Here is a 15,669-nt window from a genome sequence, read left to right on the forward strand (position 1 = left end):
TGCACTCCTTCGTGCGTGATCGTGATACCTGATCGAATCCTCCCACGGGGGAATGCGGGAGGTCCTGGCCTGGTTGGCGAGGGGGAACACGACCAGTGATGCCCAAGCGACTCTAGGAGAGACATGGCCGACACCCAGGTGCGCGAGAAGACTCCGGTCGACTTCTGGTTCGACCCGCTCTGCCCCTGGGCCTGGATGACGTCCCGCTGGATGCTGGAGGTCGAGAAGGTCCGCGACATCGAGGTGCGCTGGCACGTGATGAGCCTCGCCGTCCTCAACGAGAACAAGCTCGAAGAGCTGCCCGAGCGCTACCGCGAGATCCTCGGCCCCAAGGGCTGGGCCCCGGTCCGCGTGGTCATCGCGGCCCAGCAGAAGCACGGTGAGGAGATCACCGGCAAGCTCTACACCGCGCTCGGCACCCGGATCCACAACGAGGACAAGGGCGCGACCCGCGAGGTCATCGCCGAGGCGCTGGAGGAGGTCGGCCTGCCGGCCGAGCTGCTCGCGTACGCCGACTCCGACGAGTACGACCAGGTGCTGCGCGACTCCCACAACGACGGCATCGAGCGCGTCGGCCAGGAGGTCGGCACCCCGGTGATCTCCGTGCCCGGCGCCGAGGGCGACGAGGTGGCCTTCTTCGGGCCGGTCGTCACCCCCACCCCGCGCGGCGAGGCCGCCGCCCGGCTGTGGGACGGCACCCTGCTGGTGGCCTCCACCCCCGGCTTCTACGAGATCAAGCGCACCCGCACCAAGGGCCCGTCCTTCGAGTAGGCCTCCGTCCGGTCCGGTACCGGCTGCTGCGGACACGGAAGACCCCCGCAAGTCATGTCCTTGCGGGGGTCTTCCGTTGGACACGCCCGCACGCGAAGGCTGAGAAGACGATCACGAGGCGGACGGCTTGAGGGCGCCGATCAGCCCTTGGCGGGGATCAGCAGCGGGGTGTTGGCCTTGGCGTCGGCGTAGCGCCTGGCCACGTCCTGCCAGTTGACGACGTTCCACATGGCCTCGATGAAGTCCGCCTTCTGGTTCTTGTACTGCAGGTAGAAGGCGTGCTCCCAGGCGTCGAAGACCAGGATCGGCGTGCTGGCGACGCCCACGTTGCCCTGGTGGTCGTAGACCTGCTCGACGACCAGGCGGCCGCTGACGGGCTCGTACGCGAGCACGCCCCACCCGGAGCCCTGCGTGGCGGACGAGGCGAAGGTCAGCTGCTTCTTGAACTTCGCGAACGATCCGAAGGACTCGGTGATGGCGTCGGCCAGGTCGCCCGCGCCGTCGGCCGCGGTGGGCTCGCCGCCGCCCTCGCCGGTCTTCGGGCTGGCCATGTTGTGCCAGTAGATGCTGTGCAGGATGTGGCCGGAGAGGTGGAAGGCCAGGTTCTTCTCCAGGCCGTTCAGCGCGCCCCAGTTCTCCTTGTCGCGCGCCTCCTCCAGCTGCTCCAGCGTGGTGTTGGCGCCGGCGACGTAGGCCGCGTGGTGCTTGTCGTGGTGCAGCTCGATGATCTGCGGGTTGATCACCGGCTCCAGCGCCGCGTAGTCGTACGGAAGCTCAGGAAGCGTGTAGATGGCCATGCGTGTTGTCCGGTCCCCTCGGCGTGCCAACTTCTTATTGCAACCAATGCGCAACTGCACGGTAGCAGTATCTATTTCTCTGAGCACGTAAGGGTCGTCTGGCCTCGCCCGAGTACGACGCGGGTACGGCGAAGGCGCTCCCCGTGCCGCGCACAGGGAGCGCCTTCGCCGTGTGGTGGCCGGTCAGGCGCGGCCGGCGGCCCGGCGCTGCACCGCGTAGCCGGTCGCCGCGAGGGCGAGGGTGAGGCCGCCGGTGAACACCACCTGGACCCGGGTGTCCTCGCCGAGAACCATCAGGACGAGGACCCCGGCCACCCCGGCCAGCGCCACCCAGGTCAGGTACGGGAAGCCCCACATCTTCACGACCAGCTTCTCCGGGGCCTCCCGCTCCAGCCGGCGCCGCAGCGCGAACTGCGAGACGGCGATGAAGCCCCAGACGACGAGGATGACCCCGCCGACCATGTTCAGCAGCCAGGCGAACAGGGTGTCCGGGTACCAGTACGACAGCAGCACGGTGATGAAGCCGAACCCGCACGAGGCGAGCACCGCGCGGCGCGGCACCCGGCCGGTGACCTTGCCCAGCGCCTTGGGGCCCTGGCCGCGGGAGACGAGCGAGTAGGCCATGCGCGAGGAGCCGTAGATGTTGGCGTTCATCGCCGACAGCAGGGCGATCAGGATGACCACGTTCATGATTTCGCCGGCGCCGGGGATGCCCAGGCGGCCCAGGGCGGCCGCGTACGGGCCCTGCTCGGTCACCGCCGGGTCGTTCCACGGCAGCAGCGTGACGATGACCAGCATGGAGCCCACGTAGACGATCGCGATCCGCCACATGGTCGTCTTCACGGCCCGGGCCACGCCCTTGACCGGGTCGTCGGACTCGGCGGCCGCGATGGTCACCGTCTCCAGGCCGCCGTACGCGACGACCGAGGCCAGCACCCCGACCAGCAGGCCGTCCGTGCCACCCGGCAGGAACCCGCCGTCGTGCAGCAGATGGGCGGCGCCGGGGGAGGAGGTGCCGGGCAGCAGGCCCAGGACGGCCAGCACGCCCAGGCCCAGGAACAGCGCGATCGCGCCGATCTTGAGGGCGGCGAACCAGAACTCGAACTCGCCGAAGTGGGAGACGGCGGCCAGGTTGCTGCCGCAGAACAGCGCCATGAAGGCCAGCACCCACATCCAGGAGGGGGTGCCGGGGAACCAGCCGGTCATGATGTGCGCCGCACCGATCGCCTCGATGGCCACGCCCACGCACAGCAGGGTCCAGAACATCCAGCCGGCCGTGAACCCGGCCCAGGGGCCGATCGCCCGTTCCGCGTGCACCGAGAAGGAGCCGGAGGCGGGGTTCGCGGCGGACATCTCGCCGAGCATCCGCATCACGAACATCACGAGCAGACCGGACACGGCGTACGCGATCACGATCGAGGGACCCGCGGCGGCGATGCCGGCGCCGGAGCCGACGAAGAGGCCGGCGCCGATCACCCCGCCGAGGGCGATCATCGAGAGGTGGCGCTGCTTGAGGCCGTCGCCGAGGGGGGATCCGGCGCCGCCCGAGGGCGGCGCGTCCTGGGCGCGGGGCGCGGTGGATGTCTGGCTCATGAAAGGTGTTGCCTGTCCGGTGTGCGGGTGGACGGGAGGAAGTGCCCCAGTCTCACCCGCGTCCGATCATCGGACGGTTGGTGTCCGTTATTCGGACAGTGGGATGACCGCCGGTGATCGTCCCCGTACGCCGGACTGCGTCGCCCGCCGCATGATCGACGGCCGCCGCGCGGGCCGCGTACCTGCGGACCTGACGGCCCCGGAACATGCAGCAGGCCCCCGCGCGTCCGGCACGGGGGCCTGCTCCTTCACCGCTGCCGCGGGATCACGCCTGCGGCGCCCGCAGCTCCCGGACCCACGCCACCACGAGGACGGCGGCCGCCGCCCCCGTGGACCACAGCAGCTGCGGCCGCGCAGAGTCGTCGAACAGCATCAGCACCAGCACCGCCGCCATGCCGAGCAGCGCAGCCCACGTCAGGTACGGGAAGCACCACATCCGCAGCGTGAGCCGCTCGGGCATGTCCCGCTCCAGCATGCGCCGCAGCCTGAGCTCCGACATCGCGATCAGCGCCCACACGAACAGCAGCACCGCGCCGACCGCGTTGAGCATGTAGAGGAAGACCGTGTCCGGCCACAGCAGGTTCAGCACCACCGACACGAAGCCGAAGGCCACCGAGGCGAACACGGCCCGGCGCGGCACCCCGCCGCCGGACACCTTCAGCAGGGCCTTGGGCGCCTCGCCGCGCTCGGCCAGCGAGAACACCATGCGCGAGGACCCGTACAGGTTGGCGTTGAGCGCCGACAGCAGCGCCACGAACACCACGATGTTCATGATCTGGGCTGCCCCCGGGATGCCGATGGAGTCCAGGACGGCCACGTACGGGCTCTGCCCGGGCTCCAGCGAGTCCCACGGCAGCAGGGTCACGATGACCAGCATCGAGCCGACGTAGAAGAAGAGGATGCGCCACACGGCGCTGCGCACCGCGCGGGCCACGGACTTCGCCGGGTCGTCGGACTCGGCGGCCGCAATGGTGACGACCTCCAGGCCGCCGAACGCGAAGATGACGGCGAGCATGCCGGCGACCACTCCGCCGAGGCCCTTGGGGAAGAAGCCTCCGTGGCCGGTGAGGTTGGCCATCCCGACGGGATCCGTGTCCGGGAGCAGGCCGAAGATCGCGAGGGTGCCGAGGATCAGGAACAGCACGATGGCGCCGACCTTGAGGGCCGCGAACCAGAACTCGAACTCGCCGAAGTTCTTCACGGCGGCCAGGTTGCTCACGGTGAAGACCACCATGAAGACCAGCACCCAGACCCACTGGTCGACCGAGGGCAGCCAGCCGTTCGCGATCTTCGCCGCGCCGGTGGCCTCCACCGCCAGCACCACGACCAGCAGGAACCAGTAGAGCCAGCCCGCCGAGAAGCCGGCCCAGCGCCCCAGGGCCTTCTCCGCGTACACGGAGAAGGAGCCGGAGGCGGGCATCGCCGCCGACATCTCGCCGAGCGCCCGCATCACCAGCATGGCGAGGCCGCCCGCCAGCAGGTACGAGCAGATGATCGCGGGGCCGGCGATGCCGATGCCGGCGCCGGAGCCGACGAACAGGCCTGCGCCGATCACGCCGCCCAGGCCCAGCATGGTCAGGTGGCGCTGCTTGAGGCTGTGGCTGAGGGGCTCCGCCGGCAGGTCGGGCCCGACGGGAGGGGTGGGCCCGGTAGGAGGAGTGGTGGGCAAGCGGTCGCGCATGAGTGGATGCTCGTACTCTCGTGCTCGGCAGCGGCGGTGGGGCTCCGCATTCGGATTGGCGGGACCCTACAGTCTCGCCGGAGGGCACCCATCCGCGCAAAAACGGACGTGCTGTCTGAATCAGGCTCGTGATGCGGATCACGGGAACTCGGGTGTGAACCGGTCTCTTTGTGCACTCCCCACCAAACCGGCGAGTAGGGCTTTGTCCCAGCCGTCGGTGGGGCGGCGCCCGGCCGCGGACTAGCGTCGGTGATCGTCCCGTCAGCCTCGCTCCCCCGGCCACCGCCGGGGGCACCCCCACGCGGAGTCCTCCGATGAGCACTGCTTCCGTCTCCTTCCGCCCCGGCGTCGTCCTCGCCGACCTGCTGCCCGCGAGCCGCGTCCGCGACATCGCGCTCGTCGTCGGCGGAGCCGCGCTCACGGGCCTCGCCGCGCAGATCTCCGTGCCCGTACCCGGCTCCCCGGTCCCGGTCACCGGCCAGACCTTCGCGGCCCTGCTGGTCGCAGCCGCCTTCGGTGCCCGCCGCGGCTTCCTCTCGCTCGCCCTGTACGCGCTCGCCGGCGCGGCGGGCATGCCCTGGTTCGCGGGCGGCACCTCCGGCGCGGGCGGTGCCTCCTTCGGCTACGTGCTCGGCATGCTGCTCGCCGCCACCGTCGTGGGCGCCCTGGCCCGCCGCGGCGCCGACCGCTCGGTCCTCCGTACGGCCGCCACGATGGCGCTGGGCTCCGCGCTGATCTACGCGGTGGGCGTGCCGTACCTGGCGCTGTCCACCGGGATGTCCTTCGGCGCGGCCGTCGCGGCGGGCCTGACGCCGTTCCTGATCGGCGACGCGCTCAAGGCCGCGCTGGCCATGGGCCTGCTGCCCGCCACCTGGAAGCTGGTCGGCCGCAAGTAGCCCGTCGCCTTTCGGCAGCCCCGGCAAACACGACAGCCCCGGACCACGCGGAGTGGTCCGGGGCTGTCGTGTCCGTTCGGCTAGGCGCGCGCGGCGGCCTTGCGGCGCATGTCGCGCACCACGCCGATGACCAGCACGACGGCGGCGACCAGCAGCGACAGCATGACCGTCTCGCGGTTGTCCTTGTCGTAGACCATGTAGGCCAGGACGAAGGTGATCATGCCGGCGGTGGCCCACGTCAGGTACGGGAACAGCCACATCTTGACCGTCAGCTTGTCCGGCGCCTCGCGCACCAGGATCTTGCGCATCCGCAGCTGGGTCAGGCAGATGACCAGCCACACGAAGAGCGCGATCGCACCCGAGGAGTTCAGCAGGAAGCTGAAGACCGTGTCCGGGGAGGTGTAGTTGAAGTAGACCGCGGCGAAGCCGAAGACCACCGAGCCCAGGATCGCGGCCATGGGAACGCCCCGCTTGTTGACCTTGGCGAAGACCTTGGGCGCGTCACCACGCTCACCCAGCGAGAACGCCATGCGGGAGGCCGTGTACATGCCCGAGTTCAGGCAGGACAGCACGGCGGTCAGGACGATCACGTTCATGATCTGGCCGGCGTGCGCGATGCCGATGGAGTCCAGGGCGGCGACGTACGAGCCCTTCTCGACGATCGACTTGTCGTTCCACGGCAGCAGGGTGAGGACGATGAAGATCGAGCCCAGGTAGAAGACGCCGATGCGCCAGATCACCGAGTTGGTGGCCTTGGTGACCGCGCGGCGCGGGTCCTCGGACTCGCCGGCCGCCAGGGTGACGATCTCGCTGCCCATGAAGGAGAAGACGACCATCAGCACACCGGTGAGGATGGAGCCCCAGCCGTTGGGCATGAACCCGCCGGCGTCGGTGAGGTGGGCGAAGCCCGCACCCGGGTTGTCCGAACCCGGCAGCACGCCGAAGACGGCGAGCATGCCGACGATCACGAAGGCGCCGATGGCGACGACCTTGATGCCGGCGAACCAGAACTCGAACTCGCCGTAGGAGGCGACCGAGCCGAGGTTGGTGACCGTCAGGACCACCATCACGATCAGGGCCCAGCCCCACTGCGGGACGGCCGGGACCCAGCCTTCGAGGATCTTTGCACCGGCGGTCGCCTCCACGGCGAGCACGACGACCCAGAAGAACCAGTACAGCCAGCCGATGGAGAAGCCGGCCCAGCGGCCGAGCGCCCGGTCGGCGTACGCGGAGAAGGAGCCCGAGTTCGGGCTGGCGGCGGCCATCTCGCCGAGCATCCGCATCACGAAGACGACCATGGCGCCGACGAGGAGGTACGAGATCAGGATGGCGGGGCCGGCCTTGGCGATACCGCCGCCGGAGCCGACGAACAGGCCGGCGCCGATGACGCCGCCGATGGCGATCATGGACAGGTGGCGGTTCTTGAGACCGGCCTTCAGACCGTCGGAGGACTGGGCGGAACCGGGTTCACCGGCCGGGTCGCCTGCCTTCTGAAGGGTCGTCGTGGAGCTCATGGACGGATCCTTAGGTTCTCGGGTTTCGAGCCCGGGCATTCAAACCTGAGATGAACGCGGGGCGGAAGACCCCAATCCGGATCGTTGCGATAGGGCGAACGTCCAGGAGTCACGCCCCACCGTGTCCCATCTGCGTTCTTTGGGTTTACTTGAGCTTTAGAAGTGACTTACGCGACACCCTCTGCGGGCCTTCCGGCCCGCTCGTGCCACACTCGTCCCATGCGCGTGTACCTCGGATCCGACCATGCCGGCTTTGAGCTCAAGAACCACCTGGTGGACTGGCTCAAGAACAACGGCCACGAGCCCGTCGACTGCGGGCCCCACATCTACGACGCGGTGGACGACTACCCGCCGTTCTGCCTGCGCGCCGCGGAGAAGACCGCCGCGGACGCCGACAGCCTCGGCATCGTGATCGGCGGCTCCGGCAACGGCGAGCAGATCGCCGCGAACAAGGTCAAGGGCGTCCGCGCCATCCTGGCCTGGAGTGTCGAGACCGCGAAGCTCGGCCGCGAGCACAACAACGCCAACGTGATCTCCGTCGGCGGCCGGATGCACACCCAGGACGAGGCCGTCGGCTTCATCGAGGCCTTCCTGGCGACGCCGTACTCCGACGAGGAGCGCCACACCCGGCGCATCGAGATGCTCTCCGCGTACGAGCAGACCGGTGAGCTCCCCCCGATCCCGGCCCACCACCCGCAGGGCTGATCTTCCGCTTTGCCGTGCCGCCGTGGCTTCCGGCCCCGGCGGCACGGCTGTTTCCCGCACAAGGAGCAGTGCCGTGCCTGAGGGGCATACGATCCACCGCCTCGCGGAGGACCACCTCGTCCGGTTCGCCGGCCGGGAGGTACGGGTCAGCAGCCCGCAGGGCCGGTTCGCCGAGAGCGCTGCGCTGCTCGACGGCCGGGTACTCGACGGCGTGGACGCGCACGGGAAGCACCTCTTCCTGGGCTTCCAGGGCAACGGCTGGGTCCACATCCACCTGGGCCTGTTCGGCAAGTACGCGCTCGGGACGGCCCCGGCGGCCCCGCCCACCGACACGGTCCGGCTGCGCATCGCCGATGACGAGCACTACTCCGACCTGCGCGGCCCGACCACGTGCGCGCTGATCACGGACGGCGAGAAGAAGGCGATAGGCGAGCGGCTCGGCCCCGACCCGCTGCGCCCGGCCGACGACCCGGACCGCGCCTGGAAGCGGATCTCCCGCTCCCGCACCACCATCGCCGCCCTGCTCATGGACCAGAAGGTGATCGCGGGCGTCGGCAACGTCTACCGCGCCGAGGTCCTCTTCCGGCACGGCATCGACCCGTACCGCCTGGGCAAGGACCTCACGCGCGGCGAGTGGGACGCCATGTGGCTCGACCTGGCCGCCCTGATGCGCGAGGGCGTACGGAACAACCGGATCGACACCGTCCGCGACGAGCACCTGCCCGAGGCCATGGGCCGCCCCCCGCGCGTGGACGACCACGGCGGCGAGGTGTACGTCTACCGCCGGGCGCACATGCCGTGCCACATCTGCGGGGCCGAGGTCCGCACCGCCGACCTCGCGGCACGCAACCTGTTCTGGTGCCCGGCCTGCCAGAAGCGCTAGCCGCGCGAAAACACCACCGGGCCCGCGCCCCCGGCCCCGCCCGCCGGGGACCGGTTTGGGTCAGAAGCCGTGGGGGAGCCAGGGGGCCGTGTCCGCGGCGAAGGCCCGCGAGGCCGGCGCCAAGGCGCCCGGGTGCAGCTCCCGGACCCGGCCGGCCGCCGCCAGGGCGGTCAGGGTGATTCCGCCCAGGTACGCCGAGCCCAGCTCCCGGACCGACAGCTCCAGGTCCGCCGGGTCCGCGGTCCGCGTGCAGCGGGCGGCGCCGTCCGCGTCGCAGACCAGCCGCCACCGCCCCTCGTTCCACGGGCAGAACGCGTCCTCGACCTCCACCACCACGTCCAGCGGGGCCGTGTACGCCCGCGCCTCCAGGGCCGCCGGCAGGTCCACCAGCCGCAGGTGCAGCGAGTCGCGCGTGCCCGGCCGCGACCGCCGGACGTCGCTGACCAGGTGGAGCAGCGCATCGTCCACCGGCCGCCTGCGAGCCTGCACGGTGGAGGTCAGGTCGATCTCGAAGAGGTAGCGCCACAGCGCCGCCGTCGCCGCCGGGTCCAGCGCATCGAGATCGGCCACCTCGACCTTGCCCTCCGGACCGTGCGGCTCCCAGTCGGCCCTGACCCGGTACCGGGCGTACCCGGCCACGGCGCCGTCCTCCCCTTCCGCCACCACGCACTTCAACGGCGAGGCACCCTCGCGCGCCGACTCCGGATCCAGCAGCGGCAGCCGCTCCCAGCCCGGCCGGCGCGCCGGCATGCCGGGCCGCAGGGCGACCAGCTGCGCGTACACCCGCTCGCAGTCCGGCAGCGCCTTCTCCGGATCGACGAGCCGCAGCCGCACCTCGTCCGTCCCCGGCGGCACCGAGAGCCGTACGCGTGCGGTGTCGACGGTCAGGGACAGCTCGTACGTCGCGGTGCCGTAGCCGAAACGCCCGTAGATCGCCGGCTCCGAGGCGGTCAGCACGGCGAGCGGCTCGCCACCCGCCCGGATGTCGTCCAGCTGTCGGCGCATCATCGAGGTGAGCACCCCCCGGCGCCGGTGCGTCGGCGCGACACCCACCATCGTGACCCCGGCCGCGGGGACCAGCTCGCCGCCCGGCACCGAAAGGCGGAAGGAGAAGGCGCCCGCCGAGCCGACGCAGGTTCCGCCGTCCCAGACACCCAGCGAGCGCCCGAACTCCGTCAGGGACTTGTACAGCCCCCGCTCCTGGGGAGACTCCGGCACTCCACCGAACGCCAGTTCCAGGTGGTCGTACCAGACATCCCACTCATCCGCCTGCAATACGTGCATCTCAAGAGCCATACGGCCATCCTTACCAGGGCATTCCGTCACAGTCGATGGATTTTCGACCGACCCGGATCCCTCGGGTCCGGGGGTCCCCCTGCGCATGCACAGCCAGGATGGATAGGGTCCCGAAGCAATGGCCGGAGCACGCGTGGAGACGCTCATGGCCCGGGCGCGCATGCTGTCGCACCGGGCTCGCACCGCCCTGCGCAAATCCGCCGTCGACTACTTCCGCGGGGACGCCTCCGACTGGCTCGCCTTCGCCGGGCTGCTCCTGACCGTCCCCGCCATCGCCTGCGGCACGCTCATGCTGCCGGTGTGGTTCTCGCCGTCCGCCCTCGTCCTGCCGATCGTCGCGGGCGGCCTGCTGCTGCGCCCCGCAAGCCTGCTCGCGCTGTACGCGGCCTCCGCGGGCGCCCTGATCGTCGAGGCCCTGGTCCTCGGGCCGTACACGCAGGGACCGGCCCGGGTCACCCCCGGTACGGTCCTGGTCGTGGCCGCCTGCGGATTCTTCGGGCTGGTCATCGCCCAGTTCCGCAGCCGCGTCGGCGTGCCCTGGAGACGCGGCGGCACCATGCTCTTCGACCTGCGCGAACGCATCCGGGTCCAGAGCAAGCTGCCCGCCCTGCCGCGCGGCTGGCACCGCGAGATGGCCCTGCGCCCGGCCGGCGGCCAGTCCTTCTCCGGCGACTTCGTCGTCGCCGCCCGCACCAACGGCGGACGGACCCTGGAGATCGTCCTGACCGACGTCTCCGGCAAGGGCATGGAGGCAGGCTCCCGCGCCCTGCTCCTGTCCGGCGCCTTCGGCGGGCTGCTCGGCGCCCTGCCCCCGCACGGCTTCCTGCCCGCCGCCAACGGCTACCTCCTGCGCCAGGACTGGGACGAGGGCTTCGCCACGTCCATCCACCTCGTCCTGGACCTGGAGACCGGCGACTACGAACTCCTCTCCGCCGGGCACCTGCCCGCCCTCCAGCTCTGCGCGGGCACCGGCCGCTGGCAGGAGAAGTCCGGCGAGGGCCCGCTGCTCGGCGTCTACGACGGCGCCGAGTTCGAACCGGCCCGCGGCAACCTGCGCCGCGGCGACGTCCTCATGCTCTTTACGGACGGCCTGGTCGAGACCGCCGACCGCGACATCAGCGAGGGCATCGACCGCCTCACCGGCGAAGCCGACCGCTACGTCGCCGCCGGCTGGGAGGGCGCGGCCTGGCACCTGATCGAAAAGGTCGCCAAGGACGTCAACGACGACCGCGCGCTGCTCCTGATACGCCGCTCGCCCTGAGCCCCGCGGGGTGGGGTTTTCCCCACCACCGATCCGCCGGGCTCCGCCATGTCCTCCCCCACGCCCCCGTCCGTAGCGTCGTGACCACGGTCGACGGACCGGCAACGGCAGAGGCGCACACGGAAGGCGGCACACCATGGGGCTCCGGCGGAGCAAGCGACAGCGCGAGAGCGGGAGCGGGCAGGCGGCGTACGACACCACGGCCGCCGTCGAACTGCGCGGCGTACGGCGCGAGTACGGGCGGGGCGCCGCCACCGTGCACGCGCTCTGCGGGATCGACCTCAGCCTGCCCCGCGGCAGCTTCACCGCCGTGATGGGGCCCTCCGGCTCCGGCAAGTCCACCTTCCTCCAGTGCGCGGCCGGGCTCGACCTGCCCACCGCGGGCTCCGTCCGCCTCGGCGGCACCGAGATCACCGGCATGAACGAGAACGAGCTCACCGAACTGCGCCGAAGCCGCCTCGGCTTCGTCTTCCAGGCCTTCAACCTGCTGCCCTCCCTCACCGTGGAGCAGAACGTGCTGCTCCCGATGCGGCTCGCCGGCCGCCGCCAGGACCGGGACCTGGCCGCCGACCTGCTCGCCCGCGTCGGACTCGCGGGCAAGGGCGGGCGTCGCCCCGCCGAGCTCTCCGGCGGCCAGCAGCAGCGCGTCGCAATCGCGCGCGCCCTGGTCACCCGGCCCGACGTCGTCTTCGCCGACGAACCCACGGGAGCCCTCGACACCACCACCGCCGCCGAGGTCCTCGGACTGCTCCGGGCCGCCGTGGACTCCCTCGGCGCCACCATCGTCATGGTCACCCACGACCCGGCCGCCGCCGCCCACGCCGACCAAGTGCTCTTCCTCGCCGACGGCCTGATCGCCGACCGGCTGCCGCACAGCTCCGCCGCGACCATCGCCGCCCGGATGACCGCCCTCACCGCCCCGGTGCACGCGGGGGCAGCCGCCTGATGCCGCTCCGCCGCAACGGCCTGGCCCGGGCGGGCCGTCTGCATGCCGCTCCGCCGCCAGGTCCAGCACCTCGAACACCCCCTGCCGTCAGGCCGACAGGTCCTGGAAGTCCCCCCGCAGCGCCGGCGGCATCATCCGGTGCAGCTCGTACGCGGTCTGCGTCCTCCCGCCCCGGAGGGACCGTTGAGTCAGGTGATCAACGGGCCGCCGCCGTCCAGGGGCCGATCCCGAGCTTCCCAGTGTTCCCGAGGTCGACGGAACGGCCGAGCTCCAGCTCGACCCGGGGCGCACCGGGCCGCGGCGTCACGTCCAGCACCCACGCCTCGGCGGCGGGCACCGTCGCATCGGTCACGAGGTTCCTCCACACCATCGCGACCGCGGCCGCCTGGCCGGGCATGAGCTCGACCCTCTGCGGGGCGCCGTCCACGCCGGTCAGCGAAGCGGTGATGCCGTCCGACCCGTGCACGACCGCCGCTTCCACCGGGTTCCGCTTCTTGTCCAGCAGCCGGATCTCCGGATAGCCGTCGAGTACGTACGGCTGCGTTCCGCAGTTGACCAGCTGGACGTCGGCCACGCGCAGCCCCATCGCGGCGTCCCCGGCCCCCTCGCGCAGCTGCACCCCGCCCTCGGGGCACGCCTCCTGCGCCGGTGGCTGCGCCTGCGGCGGGGCAGCGGACCGCGGCGCGGATCCCGCCCAGGTGGGCCCCGGTGCGGGGTCGGGCGGCGGTGGCGTATCGCATCCCACCATCACCCCTGCCACAAGCACACCCCCGACAACGCCTGCCACCCACCGCATCAACGCCATCCCCCGACCCTACGACTTCCGCCCACCCCGCCGGTCAACTCCCGCCCCACCGACGCCCGGAGCCGCGGAGGGGCGGGGCAACGGGCCATAGGGGCAGGGGGCCACAGGGGCACGGGGCGACAGGGGCACGGGCGAAGCCGGGACGCGGCGAGGCGGCGCGGTGGTTCCGGGCCGGGCCAATCACCCCCGATTGGCCGGTCCGCTGCGCCCGGCGGGTCCCTACCGTGCCCCCATGGACCGCACGCTCGCCGCCGACCTCGCCCGCCTGCCCGACCTCCTCGATGCCACCCGGCGCACCGCCGTCGCCTCCCTTGAAGCCCTGGACGACCGTCCCGTCGTACCGCTGCCCCCGCCTGCCCCTTCCACCCCGTCTCCCTCGTCGCACCCGCACGCCCCCGAGCCCCTCCCCGCCCGTGCCACCGGCACGGAATCGGCCCTCGCCGCCTTCGCGCAGCGCTGGGCGCCCCGGCTCTCCGCCTCCGCCGGCCCCCGCTACCTCGGCTTCGTCACCGGCGGAGCCACCCCCGCCGCCCTCGCCGGGGACTGGCTGACCGCCGTCCACGACCAGAACTCCAACTCCGCCCTGGACGGCGCCGGCCAGGACCTCGAACGCGAAACCGTCACCTGGCTCCGCGAGCTCTTCGGCCTCGGCGACGCCCACACCGGAACCTTCGTCAGCGGCGCCACCATGTCCAACACCACCGGCCTCGCCATCGCCCGCGAGTGGCTCGGCGAACGCCTCGGCGTCAGCCCGTCCGAGGACGGGGCGGCCGCCCTCGGCCCGGTCCGCGTCCTCTCCGGAGCCCCGCACTCCTCCATTGCGAAGGCCCTTTCCGTCCTCGGCCTCGGCCGCAGCTCCCTCGTCGCCGTCCCCACCCTTCCCGGCCGCGAGGCCGTCGACCCCGCCGCCCTCGACCGCGCCCTCGCCGACACCCGTGGCCCGGCCGTGGTCGTCGCCAACGCCGGCACCGTCAACACCGTGGACTTCGACGACCTCCGTGCCATCGCGGCCCTCCGCGAACGCCACGCGTTCTGGCTCCACACCGACGCCGCCTTCGGCGCCTTCGCCGCGCTCTCCCCGGAACACGCCCACCTCGCGGACGGCCTCGACGCCTCCGACTCCCTCTGCATCGACCTGCACAAATGGCTGAACGTCCCCTACGACAGCGCCGTCCAGTTCACCCGCCGCCAAGACCTCCAGGCCCGCGTCTTCCAGAACGCCGCCGCCTACCTCGGCCCCCTCGGCGAACGCCCCGACCTGGTCCACCTCACCCCCGAGAACTCACACCGGCTGCGCGCCCTCGCCGCCTGGTTCACCCTCCGCGCGTACGGCCGCGAAGGCCACCGCGAGATCGTCGAGCGCGACATCGCCTGCGCCCGGGCCCTGGGCGCCGCGCTGGAGGAGGACCCGGCCTTCCGCCTCCTCGCCCCGGTCCGTCTGAACGTCGTCTGCTTCACGCTCGCCGAGGACCCCACCCCGGCCCGCCTGGCGGCGCTGCGGGAGGCGGCGCAGGAGGAGGTCTTCGTCACCCCGACCGTCCACGCGGGAACCCCCGCCCTGCGCGCGGCGTTCTCCAACTGGCGCACCACGCAGGCCGACGTGCACCGGGCCGCGCAGGCCCTCCGTACGGCGGCGGACACGGCAGCGAAGGGGACCGCATGACGCACCGACAGCTGACCCTGCTCGAAGTCGAGGCCCTGGCGCGCTCCGCGCACGACGGCCAGACCGACAAGGCAGGCCAGCCGTACGCCGAGCACCTCGCGGCCGTCGCCGAAGGCGTACGCGCCCGCGGCGGCAGCCCGGAGCAGCAGGCGGCGGCCTGGCTGCACGACTCCGTCGAGGACGACGCGCTCAGCCGGGAGTGGCTGGATTCCGCTGCTCTGCCCCAGCCGGTCAAGGACATGGTCCTGGCGGTCACCAAGCGCTCCGGCGAACCGGTGGAGGAGTACGCGGCCCGGATCCTCGCCACCCCGGGCGCCCTCCTCGTCAAGGAGGCCGACCTCGCACACAACGCGGACCCCGCGCGGCTCGCCGTCCTGGACGGCCCCACCCGGGAACGGCTGTCCGCGAAGTATGCGTATGTCCGCTCCCTCCTCGGCCTCACCGCACCCTGACCCGGGTCCCGCGCCCGAAATATGCCCGGTGCGCGGACGGTTGGCGGGAAGGGGCTGCTGGCGATTCGCCACGGGACGGATAGCCGGGGCCCGTTGGTGGGAGGATGGTGCATGTGGGGGCGCGCGTGGCCGTGCGCCCCGGGCCGACCAGGGGACGACCGAAGGTGTGATCAGTAGTGGCCATTTCGCTGTCAGTGGTGGTTCTGTTGGCGGTCATCCTGGTGGTGCTCGTCCGCGGCAACCACATCAAGACCGGCCCCGCGATCGTCGCGGTCCTCTTCGGCTTCTTCCTGGCGTCCAGCTCCATCGCACCGGACGTCAACCGCTTCCTCAACTCCCTCGCCGACACCATCGCGGGGATCAAGCTCTGAGGAAGCAGCCCGAGCCGGTTCTGCCCACGCGGGGA

General features: G+C 71.8%; 15 protein-coding genes. 9 read left to right on the forward strand and 6 right to left on the reverse strand.

The features are described 5' to 3' along the window. The first annotated feature begins 123 nt into the window (after positions 1 to 123). Positions 124 to 771: a mycothiol-dependent nitroreductase Rv2466c family protein gene (locus ABTY04_RS11685; protein WP_352213176.1), complete on the forward strand. Its 648-nt coding sequence runs from the start codon at positions 124 to 126 to the stop codon at positions 769 to 771. Positions 772 to 911: 140 nt separating this feature from the next. On the opposite strand, the gene ABTY04_RS11690 is transcribed toward ABTY04_RS11685, so the two are convergent. The 3 genes from ABTY04_RS11690 to ABTY04_RS11700 all read right to left on the reverse strand — a co-directional run bounded on the left by ABTY04_RS11690 (position 912) and on the right by ABTY04_RS11700 (position 4,842). Further along, positions 912 to 1,568, reverse strand: coding sequence for a superoxide dismutase (locus ABTY04_RS11690; protein ID WP_352213177.1), 657 nt, complete (start codon positions 1,566 to 1,568; stop codon positions 912 to 914). A gap of 183 nt (positions 1,569 to 1,751) precedes the next feature. Continuing rightward, the gene (locus tag ABTY04_RS11695; protein WP_352213178.1) at positions 1,752 to 3,161 is read right to left on the reverse strand and encodes an amino acid permease; all 1,410 of its coding nucleotides are present in this window, start codon (positions 3,159 to 3,161) and stop codon (positions 1,752 to 1,754) included. A 265-nt stretch (positions 3,162 to 3,426) separates the two neighbouring features. Next, positions 3,427 to 4,842 (reverse strand): amino acid permease, encoded by a 1,416-nt coding sequence (locus tag ABTY04_RS11700; RefSeq protein ID WP_352213179.1) that lies wholly within the window; start codon positions 4,840 to 4,842, stop codon positions 3,427 to 3,429. 314 nt (positions 4,843 to 5,156) lie between these two features. Here ABTY04_RS11700 and ABTY04_RS11705 point away from each other — a divergent pair, with 314 nt between their 5' ends. After that, entirely contained in the window at positions 5,157 to 5,738 is a 582-nt protein-coding gene (locus ABTY04_RS11705) for a biotin transporter BioY (protein ID WP_352213180.1), read from the forward strand. Positions 5,739 to 5,818: 80 nt separating this feature from the next. Here the strand turns inward: ABTY04_RS11705 and ABTY04_RS11710 are convergent, their stop codons facing one another. Further along, entirely contained in the window at positions 5,819 to 7,252 is a 1,434-nt protein-coding gene (locus tag ABTY04_RS11710; protein ID WP_352213181.1) for an amino acid permease, read from the reverse strand. A gap of 219 nt (positions 7,253 to 7,471) precedes the next feature. Between ABTY04_RS11710 and ABTY04_RS11715 the strand changes: the two genes are divergently transcribed. Both ABTY04_RS11715 and ABTY04_RS11720 read left to right on the forward strand, forming a co-directional pair. Then, positions 7,472 to 7,957 carry a ribose-5-phosphate isomerase gene (locus tag ABTY04_RS11715; protein ID WP_352213182.1) on the forward strand — a complete coding sequence of 162 codons (486 nt, stop codon included), beginning with the start codon at positions 7,472 to 7,474 and terminating at the stop codon, positions 7,955 to 7,957. Positions 7,958 to 8,030: 73 nt separating this feature from the next. After that, entirely contained in the window at positions 8,031 to 8,840 is an 810-nt protein-coding gene (locus ABTY04_RS11720) for an Fpg/Nei family DNA glycosylase (RefSeq protein ID WP_352213183.1), read from the forward strand. Positions 8,841 to 8,900: 60 nt separating this feature from the next. On the opposite strand, the gene ABTY04_RS11725 is transcribed toward ABTY04_RS11720, so the two are convergent. Beyond that, entirely contained in the window at positions 8,901 to 10,136 is a 1,236-nt protein-coding gene (locus tag ABTY04_RS11725; RefSeq protein WP_352213184.1) for a GNAT family N-acetyltransferase, read from the reverse strand. Between the two features lie 118 nt (positions 10,137 to 10,254). On the opposite strand from ABTY04_RS11725, the gene ABTY04_RS11730 reads away from it, so the two are divergent. Beyond that, complete coding sequence (locus ABTY04_RS11730; protein WP_352213185.1) at positions 10,255 to 11,397, forward strand: SpoIIE family protein phosphatase; 1,143 nt, start codon at positions 10,255 to 10,257, stop codon at positions 11,395 to 11,397. Positions 11,398 to 11,533: 136 nt separating this feature from the next. After that, the gene (locus tag ABTY04_RS11735) at positions 11,534 to 12,343 is read left to right on the forward strand and encodes an ABC transporter ATP-binding protein (protein WP_352213186.1); all 810 of its coding nucleotides are present in this window, start codon (positions 11,534 to 11,536) and stop codon (positions 12,341 to 12,343) included. A gap of 196 nt (positions 12,344 to 12,539) precedes the next feature. Here ABTY04_RS11735 and ABTY04_RS11745 read toward each other — a convergent pair whose 3' ends face one another. Next, complete coding sequence (locus tag ABTY04_RS11745) at positions 12,540 to 13,148, reverse strand: DUF4232 domain-containing protein (RefSeq protein WP_352213187.1); 609 nt, start codon at positions 13,146 to 13,148, stop codon at positions 12,540 to 12,542. Positions 13,149 to 13,380: 232 nt separating this feature from the next. Between ABTY04_RS11745 and ABTY04_RS11750 the strand changes: the two genes are divergently transcribed. The 3 genes from ABTY04_RS11750 (at position 13,381) to ABTY04_RS11760 (ending at position 15,634) form a co-directional block, all read left to right on the forward strand. Further along, positions 13,381 to 14,811 (forward strand): pyridoxal phosphate-dependent decarboxylase family protein, encoded by a 1,431-nt coding sequence (locus ABTY04_RS11750; protein ID WP_352213188.1) that lies wholly within the window; start codon positions 13,381 to 13,383, stop codon positions 14,809 to 14,811. Continuing rightward, entirely contained in the window at positions 14,808 to 15,263 is a 456-nt protein-coding gene (locus ABTY04_RS11755; protein WP_352213189.1) for an HD domain-containing protein, read from the forward strand. The genes ABTY04_RS11750 and ABTY04_RS11755 overlap by 4 nt, the downstream gene beginning before the upstream one ends. A gap of 176 nt (positions 15,264 to 15,439) precedes the next feature. Beyond that, positions 15,440 to 15,634, forward strand: coding sequence for a hypothetical protein (locus ABTY04_RS11760; RefSeq protein ID WP_352213190.1), 195 nt, complete (start codon positions 15,440 to 15,442; stop codon positions 15,632 to 15,634). Positions 15,635 to 15,669 lie beyond the last annotated feature (35 nt).

Source organism: Streptomyces sp. NPDC097981 (assembly GCF_040302565.1).
GTDB lineage: Bacteria > Actinomycetota > Actinomycetes > Streptomycetales > Streptomycetaceae > Streptomyces.

What these genes read in the sequence shown, in the direction of transcription:
- ABTY04_RS11685 (WP_352213176.1), top strand. Translation starts at nt 124, where the DNA reads ATGGCCGACACCCAGGTGCGCGAGAAGACTCCGGTCGACTTCTGGTTC.
- ABTY04_RS11690 (WP_352213177.1), bottom strand. Translation starts at nt 1,568, where the DNA reads ATGGCCATCTACACGCTTCCTGAGCTTCCGTACGACTACGCGGCGCTG.
- ABTY04_RS11695 (WP_352213178.1), bottom strand. Translation starts at nt 3,161, where the DNA reads ATGAGCCAGACATCCACCGCGCCCCGCGCCCAGGACGCGCCGCCCTCG.
- ABTY04_RS11700 (WP_352213179.1), bottom strand. Translation starts at nt 4,842, where the DNA reads ATGCGCGACCGCTTGCCCACCACTCCTCCTACCGGGCCCACCCCTCCC.
- ABTY04_RS11705 (WP_352213180.1), top strand. Translation starts at nt 5,157, where the DNA reads ATGAGCACTGCTTCCGTCTCCTTCCGCCCCGGCGTCGTCCTCGCCGAC.
- ABTY04_RS11710 (WP_352213181.1), bottom strand. Translation starts at nt 7,252, where the DNA reads ATGAGCTCCACGACGACCCTTCAGAAGGCAGGCGACCCGGCCGGTGAA.
- ABTY04_RS11715 (WP_352213182.1), top strand. Translation starts at nt 7,472, where the DNA reads ATGCGCGTGTACCTCGGATCCGACCATGCCGGCTTTGAGCTCAAGAAC.
- ABTY04_RS11725 (WP_352213184.1), bottom strand. Translation starts at nt 10,136, where the DNA reads ATGGCTCTTGAGATGCACGTATTGCAGGCGGATGAGTGGGATGTCTGG.
- ABTY04_RS11730 (WP_352213185.1), top strand. Translation starts at nt 10,255, where the DNA reads ATGGCCGGAGCACGCGTGGAGACGCTCATGGCCCGGGCGCGCATGCTG.
- ABTY04_RS11735 (WP_352213186.1), top strand. Translation starts at nt 11,534, where the DNA reads ATGGGGCTCCGGCGGAGCAAGCGACAGCGCGAGAGCGGGAGCGGGCAG.
- ABTY04_RS11745 (WP_352213187.1), bottom strand. Translation starts at nt 13,148, where the DNA reads ATGGCGTTGATGCGGTGGGTGGCAGGCGTTGTCGGGGGTGTGCTTGTG.
- ABTY04_RS11750 (WP_352213188.1), top strand. Translation starts at nt 13,381, where the DNA reads ATGGACCGCACGCTCGCCGCCGACCTCGCCCGCCTGCCCGACCTCCTC.
- ABTY04_RS11755 (WP_352213189.1), top strand. Translation starts at nt 14,808, where the DNA reads ATGACGCACCGACAGCTGACCCTGCTCGAAGTCGAGGCCCTGGCGCGC.